Annotated in this window: 15 protein-coding genes; 6 read left to right on the top strand and 9 right to left on the bottom strand. The window is 68.4% G+C overall.

What is annotated here, in order from left to right; all coding sequences use genetic code 11:
- The first annotated feature begins 89 nt into the window (after positions 1–89).
- The 6 genes from UAJ10_RS14740 to UAJ10_RS14765 all read left to right on the top strand — a co-directional run bounded on the left by UAJ10_RS14740 (position 90) and on the right by UAJ10_RS14765 (position 5,314).
- Positions 90–725, top strand: coding sequence for a hypothetical protein (locus UAJ10_RS14740; protein WP_322916042.1), 636 nt, complete (start codon positions 90–92; stop codon positions 723–725).
- A gap of 3 nt (positions 726–728) precedes the next feature.
- Positions 729–1,265 carry a hypothetical protein gene (locus UAJ10_RS14745; protein WP_322916043.1) on the top strand — a complete coding sequence of 179 codons (537 nt, stop codon included), beginning with the start codon at positions 729–731 and terminating at the stop codon, positions 1,263–1,265.
- 233 nt (positions 1,266–1,498) lie between these two features.
- Positions 1,499–2,005: a hypothetical protein gene (locus UAJ10_RS14750; RefSeq protein ID WP_322916044.1), complete on the top strand. Its 507-nt coding sequence runs from the start codon at positions 1,499–1,501 to the stop codon at positions 2,003–2,005.
- A gap of 205 nt (positions 2,006–2,210) precedes the next feature.
- Positions 2,211–2,585 (top strand): c-type cytochrome, encoded by a 375-nt coding sequence (locus UAJ10_RS14755; protein WP_322916046.1) that lies wholly within the window; start codon positions 2,211–2,213, stop codon positions 2,583–2,585.
- 207 nt (positions 2,586–2,792) lie between these two features.
- Positions 2,793–4,652 (top strand): autotransporter domain-containing protein, encoded by a 1,860-nt coding sequence (locus UAJ10_RS14760; RefSeq protein WP_322916047.1) that lies wholly within the window; start codon positions 2,793–2,795, stop codon positions 4,650–4,652.
- A 140-nt stretch (positions 4,653–4,792) separates the two neighbouring features.
- Complete coding sequence (locus UAJ10_RS14765; protein ID WP_322916048.1) at positions 4,793–5,314, top strand: hypothetical protein; 522 nt, start codon at positions 4,793–4,795, stop codon at positions 5,312–5,314.
- 151 nt (positions 5,315–5,465) lie between these two features.
- On the opposite strand, the gene UAJ10_RS14770 is transcribed toward UAJ10_RS14765, so the two are convergent.
- The 9 genes from UAJ10_RS14770 to recN form a co-directional block, all read right to left on the bottom strand.
- Positions 5,466–7,844 (bottom strand): efflux RND transporter permease subunit, encoded by a 2,379-nt coding sequence (locus tag UAJ10_RS14770; protein WP_322916049.1) that lies wholly within the window; start codon positions 7,842–7,844, stop codon positions 5,466–5,468.
- 57 nt (positions 7,845–7,901) lie between these two features.
- The gene (locus tag UAJ10_RS14775; protein ID WP_322916050.1) at positions 7,902–8,954 is read right to left on the bottom strand and encodes a WD40/YVTN/BNR-like repeat-containing protein; all 1,053 of its coding nucleotides are present in this window, start codon (positions 8,952–8,954) and stop codon (positions 7,902–7,904) included.
- Positions 8,955–9,067: 113 nt separating this feature from the next.
- Positions 9,068–11,263: a DUF1302 domain-containing protein gene (locus UAJ10_RS14780; RefSeq protein WP_322916051.1), complete on the bottom strand. Its 2,196-nt coding sequence runs from the start codon at positions 11,261–11,263 to the stop codon at positions 9,068–9,070.
- Positions 11,264–11,555: 292 nt separating this feature from the next.
- Positions 11,556–14,549: an EAL domain-containing protein gene (locus UAJ10_RS14785; protein ID WP_322916052.1), complete on the bottom strand. Its 2,994-nt coding sequence runs from the start codon at positions 14,547–14,549 to the stop codon at positions 11,556–11,558.
- 120 nt (positions 14,550–14,669) lie between these two features.
- Complete coding sequence (locus UAJ10_RS14790; protein WP_145611471.1) at positions 14,670–15,071, bottom strand: hypothetical protein; 402 nt, start codon at positions 15,069–15,071, stop codon at positions 14,670–14,672.
- A 69-nt stretch (positions 15,072–15,140) separates the two neighbouring features.
- A complete protein-coding gene (locus UAJ10_RS14795; RefSeq protein ID WP_322916053.1) occupies positions 15,141–15,560 on the bottom strand; it encodes a VOC family protein in 420 nt (139 codons plus the stop codon).
- A 149-nt stretch (positions 15,561–15,709) separates the two neighbouring features.
- Positions 15,710–16,522 carry a GIN domain-containing protein gene (locus UAJ10_RS14800; protein WP_322916054.1) on the bottom strand — a complete coding sequence of 271 codons (813 nt, stop codon included), beginning with the start codon at positions 16,520–16,522 and terminating at the stop codon, positions 15,710–15,712.
- 204 nt (positions 16,523–16,726) lie between these two features.
- Positions 16,727–18,982, bottom strand: a complete 2,256-nt coding sequence (ligA, locus tag UAJ10_RS14805) for an NAD-dependent DNA ligase LigA (protein WP_322916055.1) — start codon at positions 18,980–18,982, stop codon at positions 16,727–16,729.
- 44 nt (positions 18,983–19,026) lie between these two features.
- On the bottom strand, positions 19,027–20,712 hold the full coding sequence (gene recN / locus UAJ10_RS14810; RefSeq protein ID WP_322916056.1) for a DNA repair protein RecN: 1,686 nt from the start codon (positions 20,710–20,712) through the stop codon (positions 19,027–19,029).
- Positions 20,713–20,759: the final 47 nt, after the last annotated feature.

Here is a 20,759-nt window from a genome sequence, read left to right on the forward strand (position 1 = left end):
GGATCCACCGTCGCTTGACAGCGCCCGGTCTCCGGGATTGCCTTGCGGGTGGGGGGCGTTCACCAACCATATCCGACTAAAAGCGGCTTATGAGCGATCTGCTGACGGCGGTGGCGATCTTTATGATGGTGGCGGGGCTGTCTTACCTCGCCGCCCTGGCCATTTCGCATCTGGTGGAACGTCATCTGCACATGAGCGAAGGCGTGGACCGGGTGGATGAGCGCTTCCAGGAGGCCAACATCCTGTTCCGCAAGTTCGAGGACCGGGGCGGCAAGATCATGCCGCGCGTGGCCCGCCTGGACAATGCGCTGAAATCCGCCCGGCGGCAGAACTACATGTCCACCCGCCGCGTGGCCGACCTGGAGGCCAGGCGCGACCAGCTGATCCGCGTGCTGGGGGAGGAGGACGCCTTCACCCGACCCGGCCGGCCCGCCCGCCATTTCGTGGCGGCCGTGATCAACCGCCATGTGCAGCGCGCGGTGATGGAGCAGAAAGAGGTGATGGGCCTGTCGCGCAGCTGGGCGCGCACCCAGAACGTCCACGCCTGGGCGCCCAATGTCGGTGACGCCAAGACCCTGGTGGAAAGCTATTACCCCCACTCCATGGGCTTCCACATCATCGAGATTCGCGAGCCGTCGCAGGACGGCGCGGGGGACCAAGGCGCGGGCATGGACGATGGCGACATCCACCTGGCGGAGGCCGACACCTCCGCCCCGCGGGGCTGAGCCATGGCCATCAGCTTTTCCCTGCTGTTCGGCATCGCCGCCGGCCTCACCGCCGCCGGGCAGGTCGCCAGCTCCACCGCCCGTCGCATCCGCCGCATGCGCCGCGACACGCGCGCCCGCCGCCGCCAGGTGGACGAGCTGTTCCAGGCGGTGCGGGACAAGGCCAAGCTGACCCTGGATCTGAAGCGTGAGGAGCGCAAGATGACGGCGGAACTGGAGGAGCTGCGCAGCAGCGTCACCGAGCACGACCGCCTGGCCGAGGCGCGCCGCGCGGACGAGGCGCTGCTGTACGTTTATGACGAGCGGCGCATGCCCAACGACAGCGGCTTCACCGTCACCATCGCCCATTCCAATTTCCAGACGCTGTCGCGCGGCGCGCCAGAGCCGGTGGTGTCGTCTTGGCGCATGGGCCGGCGGTACCTGGTGTGGGCCTCCAGCACCAAATTGGCCGTGTCGAAGACCCTGCAGCGCTTTCCCCCCGAACGGGGCTATGTGGTCAAGGGCGGCGACCCCTACCCCTCCGATCCCGAGGAGCTGTGATCGGATATGGCCGTTCCCATGGGCGGCCTGGGCGCTTGTTCAAGAGGCCGCCGCCGCATGGTGACGCAGGACATTTGGCGGCAATCGCCCCGTCATAGTCCCAGCGTTGCCCGGCTTCCGCCGCAATCCCGGTGTTGAATAGCACCATCGCCGGACGCCTTCCCCCTATGGCAACTGCCAATCGGGGTAGGGGTGCCGGACGGGTGTTCCTCCTTCGGGATCAGCGTGTCGCCATGTTGCTCAAGACTGTCTTTCTGCCCCTGACGGCCGCGGGCTTCGGCGCCGCCGCCGGCCTGTGGGACCTGACCTCCGCCAGTCTGGACGGCACCCTGGTGATGCTGGCCATCGCCGGTTTCCTGCTGTCGGTGGCCGCCCCTCGCCAGTGGGGCGTCTGGGTTCTGGTCATCGGCGTGGGCGTGCTGTTGGCCCATGTGGTCACGCCCGCCCGCCCCGGGATGCTGTTCGATCTTACCGTGGTTTCCGGCCTGGTGGCCGCCGCCGTGTCGCTGCTGCCGGCGGCGGTGGGCGCCGTCGCGGCCCTGGCGGTGCTGTGGGTCCTGCGGCCCAACCGCCCGGTAAGGGTCTATGCGGCGCCCCTGGCCCAGCCCATCAAGCCCACCCTGGCGCAGCGGGGCGCCCAGGCGGCCCAGCGCGCCGCCGACCATATGGGTCGCCTCAATGGTGGGCGCTTCAACGGCGGCGGCCTGCGCGGCCAGCCCACCCTGGATGTGGGCGACTGAAGCCTGAGGTGGAGGACGGTGCGCCGCCGTCCCCCCCCCCCCCGGCTGTGCTATCCCCCTAATTTGTCCCGCCTTTTTGCGGGTCGGGACAGTCCGTCCGATTGACAGCGTCATCGGCCGCCCCCTACCGTCGCGCCACTTTCGCCCAGGCCCCGCATGGCCTTGGGAAATACCGACACACGGGAAGAACAACAGGGGTCGTTCCATGAAGATTGCCGCCGCCGTCGCCGTCCTGGCCATCGCCGTCTCGGGTACCGCCGCTGCCCAGAGCGCCGGCGACCCGGTAAAGGGCGAAAAGATTTTCGTCCGCTGCAAGGCGTGCCACAGCGCCGAGAAGGATGGCGCCGACAAGCTGGGCCCCAACCTGTGGGGCGTGGTCGGCCGCGCCTCGGCCTCGGAAGAAGGCTTCAACTACTCCCCCGCCATGAAGGGCGCCGGCTTGAAGTGGGACGCCGCCACGCTGGACGTCTACCTGACCAAGCCGGCGGCCCTGGTGCCCGGGACCCGCATGGCCTTCCCGGGTATCCCCGCCGCCCAGGACCGGGCCGACGTCATCGCCTACCTGTCCGGCTTGAAGTAAGCGCTTCCGGTTCCGGCTCCGTCCCGGGGGGTGGGGCCGGATCGTTGCGATTCCCCAACTGCTGCCGCCACGACACAACCGGTGATATTCGCGGCCTTGTGACTTTTGGGCCCTTGACGCCGGGGGATGCTTTCATGGGACTCTGCCCTCGCGTCAAGAACGAGCGGGCCGCCTGAACGGCCCGCCGTGAAGGGATAGAGGGAGCCCATGACCAGCCGGATGTTACGCACGACCACTGCCATGGCGGTGGCGCTGATGGCGTCTTTCGTCGGTTTCACCGCGCACGCGCAGCAATATTCCGCCGGTATCGTCTTCGGTGACAGCCTCAGCGACCCGGGCAATCTGGTGCCCCTGGGCCTGGCGCCGCCGGCGCCCTATTACAATGGCCGCTTCTCCAACGGCCCGTTGTGGGATGAGAAGGTGGGCGCGCTGATCGGTGGCGTGCCGTTCAAGAGCTACGCCTATGGCGGCGCCCGCTCCACGGCGGAACGTCCCATCGACTTCCTGAACCAGATCAACGCCTTCCTGGCGGCCAAGCCCACCATCACCGGCAACCAGCTGTATTCCCTGTGGATCGGCGCCAACGACTACTTCCAGTACGCCACCAGCGGTTCCTCCGTGCCCGCGGCGACCGAGGCGGCGACGGTGGTGGGCAACATCGGCACGGGCGCCAACAAGCTGATCGCCGCCGGCGCCCGCAATTTCCTGATCTTCAACTTGCCCAACCTGGGCAACACCCCGTCCATCTCGGCCGAGGGGGCGGATGCCTCGTTGCAGGCCAATCAGCTGACGGCCATCCACAACGCCGACGTGCTGAACCTGACCAAGAGCCTCAACGGCACAGCCGGCGCCCGGGTCATCCTGGTGGACGTGAACACCATCTTCAGCATGATCCAGGCCAACCCGTCGGCCTACGGCATCACCGACGCCACCCATTCCTGCCTGCTGGGCGGCAAGGCCACGGGCTATTGCACCGCCGCCAACATCAACACCATGCTGTTTTGGGACGACGTGCATCCCACCACCACCGGCCACACCCTGGTGGCGGAATATGTGGCGGGCACCCTGACCACCGTGCTGCAGGCGCCGCAGGCGGCCGTGGCCGCGACGCAGCTGAACTTCATCGCCGATGACGGCATGACCGGCGCCGTCCGCGCCCGCCTGAACGGCATCCGCTCCGGCACTGGGGTCGCCGGCGTGGGCGGCGGCATGGGGACGGGCACCTCGACCGGCCGCGACGGCCGTGTCGGCGTCTTCCTCTATGGCAACTACGGCACCGGCGACCGCGATGCCCTTGAAGGCCAGATGGCCTATAATTACGACAGCTACACCGGCGCCCTGGGCGTGGACTATCGGGTGTCTGACTATGTCACCACCGGCATCGCGCTGGGCTATGGCGACAACCGCATGCGCTTCCAAAACAATTTCGGAAAGGATGAGCTGCACGCCTACAATCTGATGGCCTACGCCACGGCCACCATGGGCGCCTTCTACGCCGACGGCATGATCACCTACGGCTATGACGAGTTCACCCAGATGCAGCGCCAGACCGGCTTTGCGCCGCAGCCCTGGGGCAACGCGACGCCCAACGGCAGCACCTATGGCGCCAGCCTGTCGGGCGGCTACAACGTGACGCTGGGCAATGTGGCCCTGGGCCCCACGGCGGGCCTGCGCTACACGCGCGCCAGCATCCACAGCTACACGGAAAAGGACGCGGGCGCCCTGGCGCTGAGCGTGCCGGACTTCGACGCCGAAAGCTTCCGCGCCCAGGCGGGCGGCCAGTTGGCCATCCCCTTCGTCATGGGCGACGTGGTGGTGGCGCCGCAAATCCAGGCCGGCGTGCAGCATGAGTTCCTGAATGACGACCGCGCCTTCCAGGGCACCCTGCCGGGCGGCCAAGTGGCCGATACCTTCGCCAGCGCCGGCAAGCGCACCTCCTACTACGGGGGCGGCGGTCTTGCCATCCAGGGCAACGGCTTCAACGTCGCCGTCTCCTACCAGGGGACGTTCGACAATGGCGACCGCACCGACCACGCCGTCATGGGCCACATCCGCGTCGGCTTCTGATCCGAACGGCACGGCACTCGCTCCAGCGGGCGCGGTCGCGTCCTAAACAACAGCGCAAGGTTGACTGAGGCGCGGGATATTCCCGCGCCCTTTTTGTTGCTACCCTGGCGGCCAAGAGCCATGACGCGAGGGAGGATAGGATGGTGTCCCGTTTGCGTTTCCCCTTGGGCCTGGCCGCCTGCGTCCTGGCGGCGCCTTTGCTGGTGGCGGCCGGCCCGCCGCCCGGCAACCCCGCCGCTGTCAGCCCCGCTGCCGTTAACCCTGCTCAGGCCATCCTGGACACCGACCGCGCTTTCGCCGCCAGGGCGCAAGAGGTGGGGGTGGGCGCCGCCTTCCAGGCTTTTGCCGCCGAGGAGGTGACCCTGCTGAACCGGCCTCAAGCCAAGGTGGACCGGGCCGCGCTGGCCACCCTGTTCCCGCCGGGGCTGGAGCTGGAATGGGCGCCGGAGGATGCCTCGGTCTCGGCCGACGGCACCTTGGGCTATAGCTGGGGCAAGGCACGCTCCCGCCTGAAAAAGCCCGATGGCACGGTGGTGGAGCGCCCGCCCGTCCGCTACGTCACCATCTGGCGCCGCGCGACCGAGAACGCCCCCTGGCGCTTCATCTTCGACGGCGGCACCGTCGATCCGGAATGGGAGGCGGCCCAGCCCAAGGCGCGGTAGCTCGTTCCGAAATGAAAAGCCCCGCCGGACGAACCGGACGGGGGCCTTTCATTTTTGGAGGCCTGCCACGGCAGGCCCCGGACTGAGCACCATGGGGCGGAACGAGGATAGCCAAGGGTCGGACGCGCCGCCGGCGCTTGAGGCAACCGAACTAGTGCGCCGCGAAGGTCCGCTTCTGCGCCCGTTTGACCTCGCCCTCGAACAGGCGGGGGAACAAGCGGTAGAGCGTGGCGGCGATGGCGGGCAGCAGAATGATGGCGCCGGCCATGTTGGCGATGAAGACGAAGGTCAGCAGCTCGCCCATGTTGGCCTGGAACTTCAGGGCGGAGAAGGACCAGGTGGCGACACCCACCGCCAGGGTCAATGCGGTGAACAGGATGGAGCTGCCGGTTTCCTGCAGGGTCTTGTAGTAGGCCTCGGCGAAGCCCAGGCCGTGCTTCAGGTAAGACTGCAGGCGGTTGAAGATATAGAGGCCATAGTCCACGCCGATGCCCACGCCCAGGGCCGTCACCGGCAGGGTGCTGGTCTTCAGGCCGATCTTCAGCTCGGCCATCAGCGCGTCGCACAGCACCGAGACCACGACCAGCGGCAGCACGGTGGCGACGGTGCCGACGACGGAGCGGAAGGTGAGGGCGCAGAACACCAGCACGGTGCCGTAGACCCACAGCAGCATGGGCGTCTCGGCCGCGGTCACCGCCTGGTTGGTGGCGGCCATGACGCCGACGTTGCCGGTGGCCAGGCGGAAGTGGATCGGGCCTTTGTCCTTGGCGTCCGTACCATGGGCCTTGTTGTAGGTCTCCACCGCCTTGACGACGCGGTCGATGGTCTCCGCCCTGTGATCCTTGGTGAAGATCATGATGGGCATGACGGAGCAGTCGGCGTTCAGCAGGCCGGTCGAGGTCTCGACGGGGGAGACGGCGCGCACCAGCACCTGGCTGTTGCGGGGCAGGACCCGCCAGTTCAGGTTGCCCTCGTTCCAGCCCATGTTGACGGTCTTCATGACCTGGGGCAGCGACAGCGTGGACTGCACGCCGTCCACGTTGCGGATCTGCCAGGCGAAGTCGTCCACCTGGGAGGCGACGGTGTAGTCGATGCAGCCGTTGGCCGGCGCCTCCGCGATGACCTGGATGATGTCCACGCCGATGGCGAAGTGGGCGGCGATGAAATCGGCATCCTTGTTGTAGCGGCTGTCCGGCCACAGCTCGGGCACGCCGGCCTCGGCGTCGCCGATGACGCGGCGGCCGGATTCATGGTGCGCCCAGGCGAAGACGGCCAGGCCGATCATCAGGGCCGGGATGGCGCCCTTGGGCCGGGCGAAAACGGTGAAGACCTTCCACACGGCGTCGAAGCGGTCCACCTGGCCGGAGACGCGGCGGCGATAGCTGTCGCCCAGCGGCAGGAAGGACAGGGCCACCGGCAGGATCATCAGGTGGGTGACGACGATGATGACCATGCCGACCGAGGCCGACAGCGCCAGTTCCTGGATCATCTGGATCTTGACGATGCGGACGGTCAGGAAGGCGATGGCGTCGGCCACCAGGGCGCTGGCGCCGGGCACCAGCAGGCGCTGGAAACTGATGCGGGCGGCGGAGAAGGCGTCGGCGCCCTTGCCGATCTCCTGCGTGATGGTGCCCACGTTCTGCACGCCGTGGCTGATGGCGATGGCGAACACCAGGAAGGGCACCAGGATGGACATGGGGTCCATGGCCAAGCCCATCAGCACCAGCAGGCCCAGCTGCCAGATGACGGTGACGACCGACAGGGCCAGCAGCACGGCGGTCATGCGGAAGGACCGGCCGTAGACATAGACCAGGACGGCGGTGATGACGAAGGCGAGGCCGAAGAAGCCGATGACCCCCACCGTGCCGTCGGCCACATCGCCCATGGCCTTGGCGAAGCCGATGATGTGGATGTCTACGGCGTCATCGGCGTACTTGCCCCGGATGGCCTCCAGCTTCTTGGCCACGTCCATGTAGTTCAGCTTGGCGCCGGTGCTGGGGTCGCGGTCCAGCAGCTGGATGCTGACCAGGGCGGCGGTGAAGTCCTCCGCCACCAGGCGGCCCACCTGGCCGGACTTCAGCACGTTGCCGCGCACCACGTTCAGCCAGTCCGGCGTGGCCTTGAACTCCGCCGGGATGACGTTGCCGCCGCTGAACCCGTCCTCGACGATCTCGATGAAGCGGACGTTGGGGGTGAACAGGGAGGTGACGCTGGCCCGGTCCACGCCGGGGATGAAGAACACCTCGTCCGTCACCTGTTTCAGCTTGGTGAAGAACTCCGGCGTGTAGATGTCGCCTTTCTTGACGCTCAGCGCCACCATGACCCGGTTGGCCCCGCCGAATTCCTTCTGATACTGCAGGAAGGTCTTCATGTAGGGGTGCTCTTGCGGCAGCTGCTTCTCATAGGCTGTATCGACGGCCAGGTGGCTGGCCTGCCAGGCGAAGAAGGCCGTGGCCAGCGCGAACAGCACCAGCACCACCTGCCGGTGGCGGAAGATCAGGGCGTCGAGGAAGCGGGGCAGGGACGTCATCGGGCACTCGGGGGAAACGGGGAACCGGGAAAGGGCGGTCAGGGGCGGCGCCGGCGGTCAGGGCAGCGCGCCCACCAGCTTGGGGCCCTCATCGCCCAACAGGATCAGGCCGCCGTCGGCGCCACGGACCGCATCGGCCAGGGCCAGGCGGTCGGGGCGGTAGGTCAGCTTGAAGCTGGCGCCGCCGTCGCTGCTGCTCAGCACCGTGCCCAGCGCGCCCACCAGGACGACATGGCCGTCGGGGGTGGCCACGCCGCCCATCAGGCCGGCCTTGGTGCCGGTGTCTATGGCCTGCCAGTTCTGGCCGCCGTCGGTGGAGCGGAAGGCATGGCCCTGCAGGCCGAAGACCACCACGGTCTTGTCGTCCACCGCCACGCCGCTGAACAGCGAGCCCTCATAGGGCAGGGCGCGCTTGGTCCAGGTGCGGCCCTTGTCGGCGCTGGTGTAGACGCCGCCGGCCTCGCCCACCACCATGCGGGTGTCGCCGCCGGTGGCGAAGATGGCGTTCAGGTGCAGGTCGTCATCGGTGATGCGGCGCTTGGTCCAGGTCTTGCCGCCGTCGGCCGTCTCCAGGAACAGACCGTAGGCGCCCACGGCGATGCCGTGGTCGGCGTCGTCAAACAGCACATCCATCAGCGGCTGTTCCCAATCCGGCGCGAAGTTCTGCAAGGTCCAGCTTTCGCCGCCATCGGCGGTATGCAGGATGGTGGCGTCATGGCCCACCGCCCAGCCCTGCTTGGCGTCGATGAAGCGCACGCCGGTCAGGGTGGCGTTGGCCGGGGCGGGTACTTGGCGCCAGCTGTGGCCATTGTCGTCGGACACCAGGATGTGCCCGCGCTCCCCCACCACCACGAGGCGGGTGCCGGCCAATGTGCCGGCCAGGATCAGGGAGTGGGGGGCCAGGGGGGCGATCAGCGCCGGTATGGGCGTAGCGGGTCCCTTGCCCTCCTTGGCCAGGGGCGGGGCGGCCGCGACGGACGACGACGCAGGGCTGTCGCCCGCCGCCATCTCCCTCGCCCAGAGGTTGTCCCCGGGGGCAAGGCTGGAGGCCAGGGCCAGGGACAGGGCACCGGCGGTGAGCCGGGCGGCGAGGGGGCGGCATTTCATCATTCAAGTCGCGGGCCACCTCTCGGCGGCCGGCGCCCATAAAACCGGGAAAGGGAAGCTGACCCTGTCACGGGCCGCCGGGGAGAATCCAGCGATCCCGTGACGGGGTGGCAGGGTTAGAAGGAGTACTTCAGGCTGAAGCTGATGAAGTCACGGTCGTTGATGAGGTTGAAGTCACCACCGCCGAAGAAGTTGGTGTAGTTCACGTCGGCCGACCACTTGTCCAGGAAGGTGGCGGTCAGGCCCACCGACACGGCCTTGCGGCCATCGATGAAGGTGCCCACGGGCAGCGGCGTGGTGCCGTGCACGTCATGTTCCCACACGATGCGGGGCATCAGGTTGATGCCCCCGATGGCGTTCAGGTAGTCGAAGCGGGCGACGACGCGATAGCCCCACGAGAACTCGGTGCCGAAGCCGCTGGTGGCCACGCTTTCCATGCCGCCCAGGCCCAGGAAGTTGGCGTTGCCGCCCACGTTGGTGCCCGTGCCGCTGAAGTGCACGCCGTCCGGCATGTTGTGCACGATGTCGGCGCCGACTTCGCCCAACAGGATCACCTGGCTGGCGCCCATCATGGGCGGCAGATCCTTGGTGAAGGTCATCTGCACCTGGCTGATGTCGTAGCGGCCATAGCCCTGGATGGTGGTGCCGAACAGGCGCGACGCGCTCTGCTCGATCTGCGCCGTGGTGGTGCCCTGGATTCCGCCCAGGCGCTGGATCAGCGCGTTGGTGTTGAAGATGTGGGCGGCGGCGGTGGCGGCTTGCTGCGCGCCGGCGGTGGCGCCGGCCGTGGCACCGGCCTTGGCGCCGGCGGCGGCACCCTGGGCTTGGCCGGCGGCCTGCGCCGCGGCCAGCGAAGCGGGACCGCCCGCACCGGCGATGGCGGCCTGGACGGCGGCCTGGACCGGGGCCGGCAGCGCGGTGAAGTTGGTGCCGACCAGCGCCGGGGCGGCGACCGACAGCACCTGGTTCACGGCCGTCTGATAGGCGGCTGTGGCGGCGGCCAGGCCCTGCGCGGCGCCGGCGGCGGCACCCTGCTGGGCGCCCAGGGCGGCACCCTGTTGGCCGCCGGTCTGAATGAAGCCGAAGACCGACGGCGCGGCCAGCATGGCCTGCAGCACGTCCACGGCGTCGTACTGCAGGGGCTGGCCCTGGCGGTACGAGTATTCACCCTGGATGGCGACGCCTTCAACACTGGTGCTGAAGCTGACGCCATACATCTTGATGTCGTTGACGTAGTCGGCGAAGTAGCCGCTGTGGTTGCTGAACGTCTCCGGATTGGACGCGAAGTCGCCAAAGCTGCCCACCTTGACCGACAGGTCCGGCACCCGGTTGTTGTACTTCAGGAAGAAGATGCCGAAGTCGGTGTCGTCCAGTTCCGGCACGGAATAATGGACGCCGAAGCCGAACTGGCCGTCGTCGCGGCCGTTGTGATCGTTCAGGCGCGGCACGTTGGTGCCGAAGGGCGCGATGGGCGTGACTTGGCCCAGGATGGGGTTCTTGACGGTGCCGTTGGCCTCGATGGCGCCCTGGAAGGGGCTGTCCTTGGCCAGCGGGTTGCCGAAGGGCAGGGACAGGTAGCGGGCGCCCGGCGACAGCGCGTCGTCGCTGCTGAAGTAGGTGCCGGCCGGATCCAGCAGCGTCTTCTCCCACTTGAACTGGTAGAAGGCTTCCACGCTGAGGTTGTTGGTCAGGCCCAGGTTGGCGCTGATCATCGGCACCGGCAGGAAGACTTCCTTCAGTTCCGTGCCCGGCTGGTGCAGGGCGGAGACGTCCACCGGGTTGATGGCGTTGATGCCGTTGGGGATGAAGGTGCTTTCACCCCAGCTCAGCACCTGGTTGCCGACGCGCATGCTGAGCGACGTGCCGCCGCCCAGGTCGAAGTTGCCGTAGGCGTAGGCGTCCAGCAGCCGGGCGTAGGCCGCCGACTGGTCGCGGGCGGTGGAGCTCAGCGTGAAGGCGCCGGTGCGGGCGGCCGAGGTGCTGTTGGCGTCGTTGTTGATGGGGTCGTAGAAGAAGGTCGCGCGGCCGAAGAAGCCGATGTTGTCGTAGTCCAGCTTCAGTTCGTTGGTCATGCGGCCGGTCGCCGACACCAGGCCGGTGCCATAGTTCAGGTCGCCGTTGTCCTGGTTGATGGAGGAGGCGTTGCCGCCGTTGGCCTTGCCCACCAGGTTCTTGTCACGCTCCTGAACGCGGACCAGGCCGCCGAAGGTCAAGGTGGTGTTGAAGCTGCCTTGAAGATCGCCGCTGTTGAAGTCCAGGGCGCGCGCCGGCGATGAAGCAAACAGCGATGTGCCCAGCGCCGCGACGCTCACACCCGCGAGAACACGAGATTTCAGGCACGACTTCCCAAAGACGTTCGCCACCATGCGTCTTTCCTCCCTGTACGTTTTTTTTAAGACACGACCGTCCTTGGCATTCTTGCCTGGGACTCGCGTCCAGCCTCTGTCGCCAAGCCTCGGTTTTCCGGGCGTTGCCGTCAAGCATTGATGAACAGGATCAAGGGATTCCGCGCCCGATAGGGCAAATCTGCAACGCCATTCAACTCGGGTTCGGGGGCGTCCCGAGGGGGTGTTTGCCGTGTTGCCAGTAGGCGTCAAGCCGGGTTCAGGAGGCCACCGCGTGCATCTTTGTCGGCTTCAAAAAAGTTTTGCAGAAGTCGTCCGCCGGCCGGGGTTTTGAGAAGAAGAAGCCCTGAAGCTGGTCGCACTGATGCCGGCGCAGGAAGTCCAGCTGCTCTTCGGTCTCGATTCCCTCCGCCACCACGGTCAGGCCCAGTTGCCGGCCCATGGCGATGATGGTGGCGGCGATGGCGGCCGTGTCGGTGTTGGAGGTCGCCTCCGACACGAAGGAACGATCGATCTTCAGCGTGGTGATGGGCAGGCGCCGTAGGTAGGACAGCGAGGAATAGCCCGTGCCGAAGTCGTCGATGGCGATGGAGATGCCCTGGGAGCGCAGTTCCGCCAGCGTGTCGGCGATGTAGGCCAGGTTCGACATCATCGCCGTCTCGGTGATCTCCAGCTCCAGGAATTCCGGCCCCACGCCGTATTCCTGCAGCAGCTGGCGCACCCGCTCGGCGAACTGGCCGGAGGAGACCTGGCGGACGGAGACGTTGACTGCCACGGGCAGGGGCTGCAGTCCCTGTTCCTGCCAGGCGCGGATCTGGGCCAGGGCGGTGCGCATGACCCATTCGCCGATGGGGACGATCAGGCCGTTCTCCTCCGCCATGGGGATGAAGCGGGCGGGGGAGACGGGGCCCATTTCGGGATGGTGCCAGCGGATCAGCGCCTCGGTCCCCACCGGCTGCAGCGTCTCCAGATCGATCTTGGGCTGGTAGTGCAGGGTGAACTGGTTGAGGTCCAGGGCCTCGCGCAGCGCGTGCTCCATGGACAGCCGCGCCACCGCCTCCTCGTTCATACGGGGGGTGAAGAACTGGTAGCTGTTGCCGCCCGCGGCCTTGGCGTTGTCCATGGCGGTGGCGGCGTCGCGCAGCAGGGCGTCGGTGTCCGACGCGTCGCCGGGGAACAGGCTGATGCCGATGGAGGTGGTGATGAACAGCTGCTGGCCGTCGATGGCGAAGGGGCGGGTCAGGCCCACCAGGATGGCCTCGGCGATGCGGGCGGCCACCTGCGGCTCCGGCAGATCCTCGGCGATCACCATGAACTCGTCGGCGCCCATGCGGCCCACGGTGTCGGCGGCGCGCACGCAGGACACCAGGCGCTGGCCCAGGGCGCGCAGCAGCTTGTCCCCCACCTGGCTGCCCAGGCTGTCGTTCACCAGCTTGAACCGGTCCAGATCCATGACCAGCACGGCGACCGAGGTGCCCTTGCGGGCGCCATGGGCGATGGCGTGCTGCAGGCGGTCCTGCAGCAGGGTACGGTTGGCCAGGCCGGTCAGCGGGTCGTGGGTGCTGACGTACAGCAGCTGCTCCTCGAAGCGCTTGCGGTCGGTCACGTCGGTCATGGTGCCGGTGAAGCGCAGGGGGCGACCCCGTTCATCCCGGATGGCCAGGCCGCGCGCCTCGATCCACAGCCACCCGCCGTCGTTCTTGCGCAGGCGGAAGACGCTCAGATAGTCGCCGCTCTCGCCGGACAGGTAACGCTCGATGGTGCCCATGGTGGCGGGCGCGTCGTCGGGGTGCAGCAGGGCCTCCAGCGGCTTGTCATGCCAGGGGCTGGCGCCGCCGGGATAGCCCAGCATCTCCAGGAACTCGGGGCTCCACCACGTCAGGCCGGTGGCGAAGTCGGCGTCGAACACGCCGGACCGGGTGGCGCTGACGGCTTGCTTCAGCCGCTCCTCGCTTTCGCGCACGGCGCGTTCCGACCGCTTGCGCTGGGTGATGTCCTGGATGACGCAGATGGCGGTGCGGCGGGTGCCCAGACGCATCTGGCTGACGCCGAAGGCCATGGCGAAGACGGTGCCGTCGCGCCGGCGGCCCTGCACCTCCGACCGCTGCTCCCCGCCGTGGCTGCCGCCCTGGCGGCGCAGGCTGGTCATCAGCTCCGTCGACACGCGCGGCCAGTCCTCGTCGGCGATGAAGCTGACGAAGGGCTGCCCTCCCGCCTGGCCGGGCTCATACCCGAACAGCTGGTGGGCGGCGCGGTTCATGGTGGCGACGCGCAGGTCCTCATCCAGGGTGATGATGCCATCGGCCACGTTGTCCATGATGCCGGACAGGTGGGTCTCGCGCTCCCGCAGCCGGGCCTCCACCCGCTCGCGCTCCACCAGGGCGCGGTCGAATTCCAGCAGCAGCTCGTTGGTGGTGCTGGCCAGCAGGCCCAGCTCGTCATCCGCATGCTGCGGCGGCACGGTCAGCAGCAGATCGGCCGGGCGGCGGGCGTCCACGGCGGCGATGCCGCGCGTCAGCCGCAGGAAGGGCTTGGACAGCGAGATGTAGAAGACCACGACCAGGATCAGGGCCAGCGCCACCGTCCACACCAGGCCCACGCCCAGCACGATGGCCGAGCGGCGGAAGAAATCCAGCGCGATCAGGTAGCGGTCGACGCTGACCTTCAGCACGCCCACGTTCTGGTGGTGGCGCTCGATGACCAGCTGGATGGAGAAGGTCTTTTCCTGGGGCAGCAGGATTTCCGCCAGCCACTTCAGGCCCCCCTCCATTTCCGGCCGGTCCTTGGCGGCCAGCTGGTTGCCGAAATCCTCATAGATCACGGCATGGTACAGGGGGCGGTACTCGAACAGGCCGGTCAACACCCGTTCCGCCAATGCCTGGTCGAAGGCGTAGGCCGCCTCCGCCGCCGGCTGGCGCGCCGTGCTCAGCACCTGCCGCACCAGCTGGTCGGTCTGCTGTTCGACGTTGAACAGGTCGTAGGTGATCTGGGCGGTGTTCAGGATGAGGCCCAGCGCCAGGGTCAGCAGGGCGGTGTTGCGCGCCTGCTTGTAGGACAGGCGCTTGCGCAGCGGCAGCCGCACCTTCTTGCGCGCCGCCGCCTTGCCGTCCTCCGGCCCCATGCCCGGCGCCTGGGCGCCGCCCGCCTGGCCGTTCCCGTCGCGGGGCGTCCCGCCGGTGACGGACGATGCGTTCCCGAACTGCGCCAGGGTACGGGACGACGACGGTGCCTCGGAGGACGGTGGGGGCGTCATGCCAACCTTTAGGTCGCGGGGCGTTCAAAACAGCGGGCGGTACAACCGCCTCATCATGACCTTAAGACGTATGGGGTCCCAGAGTCTCGCACTTCCGTACGGGCCGCGCTGTGGGATAGGTCAACGCTCCTCGACGATGTTGCGGAAAATCTTCAGCCATTCGTCGGCGGTGGCGCGCTTGCGGAAACTGACGACCAGGGGCTGCGGGAAGCGGCGCGTCTTCAGCGTCATTTCGAAATGCTGGTCCTTGGCCTGGTAGCGCCAGGCCGTCAGGTCCTTGGCGGCCAGCAGCACGGGCGGGCGCTTGTCCAGGCCCTTGCCGATCACGGCCACGCGGCCGCGCGCCTCGTCGGCGGCGATGCCGGTGCCCTCATGGGCGTGGCGTTCGGTGATGGTGAAGCCTTCCAGCGCGTCGAAGCGGCGGAAGATTTCGGCTTCGGACGGGCCGCGCGTGGCCAGCCAGGCGACCAGCGCCAGGGCCAAACCCACCCCCATCACAGCCAGGACGATCAGCAGCAGCATGGGGTAGGGATAGAATGAACGGGCCGGCCCCGCAACCGCGCGCTGCGGGGCCGGCCCGGGGAGGGCGATTTACCAGGCGCCGGTGTTGGGCATGGAGGCCCACGGCTCCCGCGGGGGCAGGGCGTCGCCAGCCTGCAGCAGCTCGATGGAGATCTGGTCGGGGGAGCGGACAAAGGCCATGTGGCCGTCACGCGGCGGGCGGTTGATGGTGACGCCGGCGTCCTTCAGGCGCTGGCAGGTGGCGTAGATGTCGTCCACGGCGAAGGCCAGGTGGCCGAAGTTGCGGCCGCCGGTATAGACCTCCGGATCCCAGTTCCAGGTCAGCTCCACCTCCGACTCCGGCGAGCCCGGGGCCGCCAGGTAGACCAGGGTGAAACGGCCCTTTTCATAATCGCGGCGGCGCACCAACTGCAGGCCCAGCTTGTTGACGTAGAAGTCCAGCGAGGCGTCCAGGTCGGTAACGCGGACCATGGTGTGCAGGTATTTCATCGACGCAGTCCCAGGTGATGTCGTGTGGGACCTGGACCTTAGGCCCTTGCCGCAAAAGACGAAAGCCCGCCAGTTTCCCGGCGGGCTTTCTGAAGGGACGGCACCGCCCCGCGCGGCATCGCCCTTCGGTCGACGTGATTGATGAAGTCTCAATGCCCGGCGTTGCGGATACGCACCTGGCCGGAGCCGTGCTGGCTGATGGACTGGTTGGTGGCGACGCCGTCCATGGTGAAGTCGCCCGAGCCGGCGATGTCCACCGACAGCGGGTCGGCCTTGCCCGCATGGATGGTGACATTGCCGCTGCCGTGGATTTCGGCCGAGACCGCGCCGTTGACCGAGGCCATGTCGACATTGCCGGAGCCACTGATCTCCAGCGACACCTCGCTATTGGTCTTGCCGGTGCGCACCTTGCCGGAACCCTTGATTTCCACCGACACGGCCTTGGCGACGTCGCCCACCGTGATGTTGCCGCTGCCGGTCACGTCCAGGGCGGCGGACTGCACGCGGCCGACGGTGACGGAACCGGAATGCAGGTCCTCGATCGTCAGGTCGGCGTTCAGGTCGCCCGCGGTCAGGTCGCCGACGAAATCGTCGATCGCCAGGCTGGTGCCGGCGGGCAGGGTGACGCTGACCTTCATGAAGTCGCGGTCGCTGTAATGCTCGTGGTGGCGGTGCTCCTGCTCCACCTTGGCCTTGTCGCCCTCGCTGTGGAAGGACAGGCGGTTCACCTGGTCGTCGTCGCCGGTGGCGGTGACGGTGATCTCCTTGGCGGAGGACGACACCGTGATCTCGACATTGGCCACCAGGCCCTCCAGCTCCAGCGTGCGGCCGTGCAGGGTCTGCGGGCCGATGGTGCCGGCGTAGGCCGGGCTGGCGGTGAAGGCGATCAGCGCCGCGGTCAGGGGGGCGGCGGCCAACGGCGCCAGGGACAGGGTGGCCAGGCGATGGGGCATGCGGAACATAAGCGGGGTCTCCCTGACGATGAGGCTGGAACCTGGGCCGGTTCCGGATAGGCCCGGCCCATTCCTTCGGGCCGGTTTCCCGGCATCATCGCAAGGGGTGTGCCAGTTCGGAAGTCCGCAGGAATCCTGGGGAGGGATTGGAATTAGCCAAGGTAAATGGCGATTTAATCGCCACTCCCGCCAGTTGAGTGGAGAATTTCGCCATTATTCCGGGGCGGCGGTCTTGCCGCTGATCAGGTCCACCCACTCCTGTTCCGTCAGGATGGTTAGGCCCAGCTCGCGCGCCTTGGTGGCCTTGGAGCCGGCGTCGGCGCCGACGACGACATAGTCGGTCTTGGCGCTGACGGAGCCGGCGACCTTGGCGCCCAGGCTCTCAGCCTTGGCCTTGGCCTCACTGCGGCCCATGGTTTCCAGCGTGCCGGTGAAGACCACGGTCTTGCCCACGACCGGTGACCCGGTGGTCGTGGGCCGCTGGTAGGTTTCCACGGTGATCTGGGCCAGCAGGCGGTCCAGCAGGGCGCGGTTATGCTCTTCCCGGAAGAAGGCCATCATGTCGTCGGCCACGCCCACGCCGATCTGTTCGATGGCGCACAGCTCGGCATAGGACTCCCCCACCAGCTCAGGCTTGCGCTCGGCCGGCTGGGCGGCCCGCTCTTCCGCCGCCTTGATCATGGCGTCGCGCCAGTGATCGACCGTCAGGTAGTGGCGGGCCAGCAGCTTGGCCGTGGCCTCGCCCACCTGGCGGATGCCCAGGGCGTAGATCAGACGGTCCAGGCCGATGGTGCGGCGGGCCTCGATGGCGGCGAAAAGCTTCTCCACCGACTTCTTGCCGAAGCCGGTCATGGTGACGATGCGGTCCAGCCGTTCGCCCTCCCGCTTCTCCAGGGTGAAGATGTCGGCCGGCTCGCGAATGCGGCCCTGGCTGTGGAACAGGCGCATGCGCTCGATGCCCAGGCCCTCGATGTCGAAGGCCAGGCGGCTGGTGAAATGGATCAGGCGTTCCACCGCCTGGGCCGGGCAGATCAGGCCGCCGGTGCAGCGTCGCACCACGCCGTCGGGCTCGGCCGCTGTTTCCTCGGCGGGCGCCTCCGCGCCTTCCACGGCGGCACCGTCGTCCGGGCCGCCGCTTTCCACCGCCACCACTTCCGCCGCCGCGTCCGCCTTCTCGGCGGTGGAGCGTACGGCCAGGCTGCCGCAGGCGGGGCAGTGGGTGGGGAATTCGAAGGGATGGCTGTCGGCGGGGCGCAGGCTGGGGACCACGGCCACGATCTGGGGGATGACGTCGCCGGCGCGCTGGACGATGACGGTGTCGCCCACCCGCACGTCCTTGCGGCGGATCTCATCCTCGTTGTGCAGGGTGGCGCGAGAGACGACCACGCCGCCCACGGTGATGGGCTCAAGCTCCGCCACCGGGGTCAGGGCGCCGGTGCGTCCCACCTGGATGCTGATGGCCTTCAGCAGGGTCTGCGCCTTCTCCGCCGGGTATTTGTGGGCGGTGGCCCAGCGCGGCGTGCGGGTGCGGAAGCCCAGGCGTTCCTGTAAATCCAGCCGGTCCACCTTGTAGACCACGCCGTCGATGTCGAAGGGCAGGGTGGCGCGCTGGCCGCCGATCCAGCGGTAATAGTCCAGCAACTCGTCGGCCGTGCGGCACAGGCGCGACGGCTCGCTGATGGTGAAGCCCAGGTCGGCCAGGCGCCGGCGGCTTTCCGACTGGGTGGCGCCCAGCGGCTCCGACAATTCACCCCAGGTGTAGGCGAAGAAGCGCAGGGGCCGGCCCGCCGTGATGCTGGCGTCCAGCTGGCGCAAGGACCCGGCGGCGGCGTTGCGCGGGTTGGCGAAGACCTTCTCGCCCTTTTCCGCCTGGGCCTTGTTCAGAGCCAGGAAGTCCTCGCGCCGCATATAGACCTCGCCGCGCACCTCCAGCACCGCCGGCGCCGTGCCGCGCAGGGTATTGGGGATGTCGTCGATGGTGCGGACGTTGGCGGTGACGTCCTCGCCCTCCGCCCCATCGCCACGCGTGGCGGCCTGTACCAGCTGGCCGTCCTCATAGCGGATGGACAAGGACAGTCCGTCGATCTTGGGTTCGGCCACGAAATCCAGCGGGGCGGCCTCGTCCAGGACCAGGAAGCGGCGGATGCTGGCCACGAAGTCGGTGACGTCCCCGTCCTCGAAGGCGTTGCCCAGCGACAGCATGGGCACCTTGTGCCTCACCTTGCCGAAGCCGGCGGCGGGCGCGGCCCCCACCGTGGCGGTGGGGCTGTCGGCGCCGGCCAGCTCGGGGAAGCGCTGCTCGATGGCCGCCAGCCGCCGTTCCAGCGCGTCGTAGTCGGCGTCGGAAATCGCCGGCGCGTCCTTCTGATAATAGAGGGCGCGGTGATGGCCGATCTCCGCCACCAGCTGGGCGTGTTCCGCCCGGGCGTCCTCTACGGTCAGGGCGTCGATGGCTTGCTTGGCGGCCATGGCAGGTACTCGGGATGGAAGGCGGAAGGGGGACGGCGCCGGGCTCAGCCGGCGGCCATCAGTTCGGACGCGGCGGCGCGGGCGGCGGCGGTGATCTCGGCGCCCGACAGCATGCGGGCGATCTCCTCCCGCCGCTCCTCGGGCGACAGGATGACCACGTCGGTGGTGGTCTTGCCGCCGGCGACGCGCTTGCGCACGTTCAGGTGCTGCTGGCCGCGCGCCGCCACCTGCGGGCTGTGCGTCACCACCAGCACCTGCAGGCCGGCGCCCAAGCGGGCCAGGCGCTCGCCCACGGCGTTCGCCACCGCGCCGCCGATGCCGGTGTCGACCTCATCGAATACCAGGGTGGGCACGGTGCCGACCTGGGCCAGGATCACCTTCAGCGCCAGCATGAAGCGGGCGAGTTCGCCGCCGGACGCGATCTTGGCCAGCGGGCCCGGCGGGGCGCCGGGGTTGGTGGCGACGGTGAAGGCCACGCGGTCGCTGCCGCCGGGGCCCCAGTCGGCCTCGCCCACCGGGTCCACGGCGGTGACGAAGCGGGCCTTTTCCAGCTTCAGGGGGGCCAGCTCGGCCATCACGGCCCGGTCCAGCTTGCCGGCCACCCGGCGCCGCTCCTCCGTCAGGGACGAGGCGGCGGCGGCGTAGGCCTGCTTCGCCTCGGCGGCTTCCTTGGCCAGGCGGGTCAGCAGGTCGCCCTGGTCCTCGATCAGCGACAGGCGGCGGGCGAAGTCGGCGCGCAAGGTGGCCAGGCCGCTCACGGCGATGCCGTGCTTGCGGGCGCAGGCGCGCAGGGCGAACAGCCGCTCCTCCAGCTTTTCCAGGGTGGCGCCGTCATGGTCCATGTCGCCAGCCATGACCTGCAGGGCGCGCGCCGCCTCTCCGATCTCGGCGGCGGCCTGGTCCAGGACGGCGATCAGCGGGTCCAACTGGCCGGCGGCCTTGTCGGCCACGCGGGTCAGATGGCGCAGGGCGTTGGCGATGGCGCGCTCGGCCCCGCGCTCGCCAGCGATTTCGCCGGCCGCACCCGTGAGCGCCTCCACCAGCTTTTCCCGGTGCATCATGACGGCGCGCTTTTCCGCCAGGGCCTCTTCCTCGTTGTCCTTGGGATCCAGCGCGTCCAGCTCCGACAGCGCGTGGCGGACGTATTCCTCTTCCTCGCGGGCGCGGGAGGCCTCGCGATCCGCATCCAGGCGGGCCGTCTCGGCCGCCTGCCAGGCGCGGTAGAGGCCGGACAGCTGCGCACGCTTGGCGCTCAGGCCGGCGTAGTCGTCCAGCAGATCGCGATGGGTCAGGGGGTTCAGCAGGCCGTGGGTGTCGAACTGCCCATGCACCTCCACCAGCGTCTCGCCCACGCGGCGCAGCAGGGCCACGCCCACCGGCTGGTCGTTGATGAAGGCGCGGGAGCGGCCGTCGGCGGTGACCGTGCGGCGCAGGACCAGGGTGGTGTCGGCATCCAGGTCCTGCTCGCGCAGCAGGGCCAGGGCGGGGTGGTCCAATCCGCCATTGGGCCCCCTCGCGGCCAGATCGAATTCGGCCACCACCGTCGCCTGGTCGGCGCCGTGGCGCACCAGGCCGCTGTCGCCCCGGCCGCCCAGGGCCAGGCCCAGCGCGTCCAGCAGGATGGACTTGCCGGCGCCGGTCTCACCGGTCAGCACGCACAAGCCTTGGCCGAACGACAGGTTCAGCCGTTCGATCAGGACCACGTCACGGATCGAGAGGGACGCCAGCATGGCAACTCACCCGGTTTTGCGAGCCTTGGGGACGATACTTATCAGAC

Origin of the sequence: Nitrospirillum guaranorum (assembly GCF_034653275.1) — a bacterium.
In the GTDB taxonomy this organism is placed as follows: Bacteria; Pseudomonadota; Alphaproteobacteria; order Azospirillales; family Azospirillaceae; genus Nitrospirillum.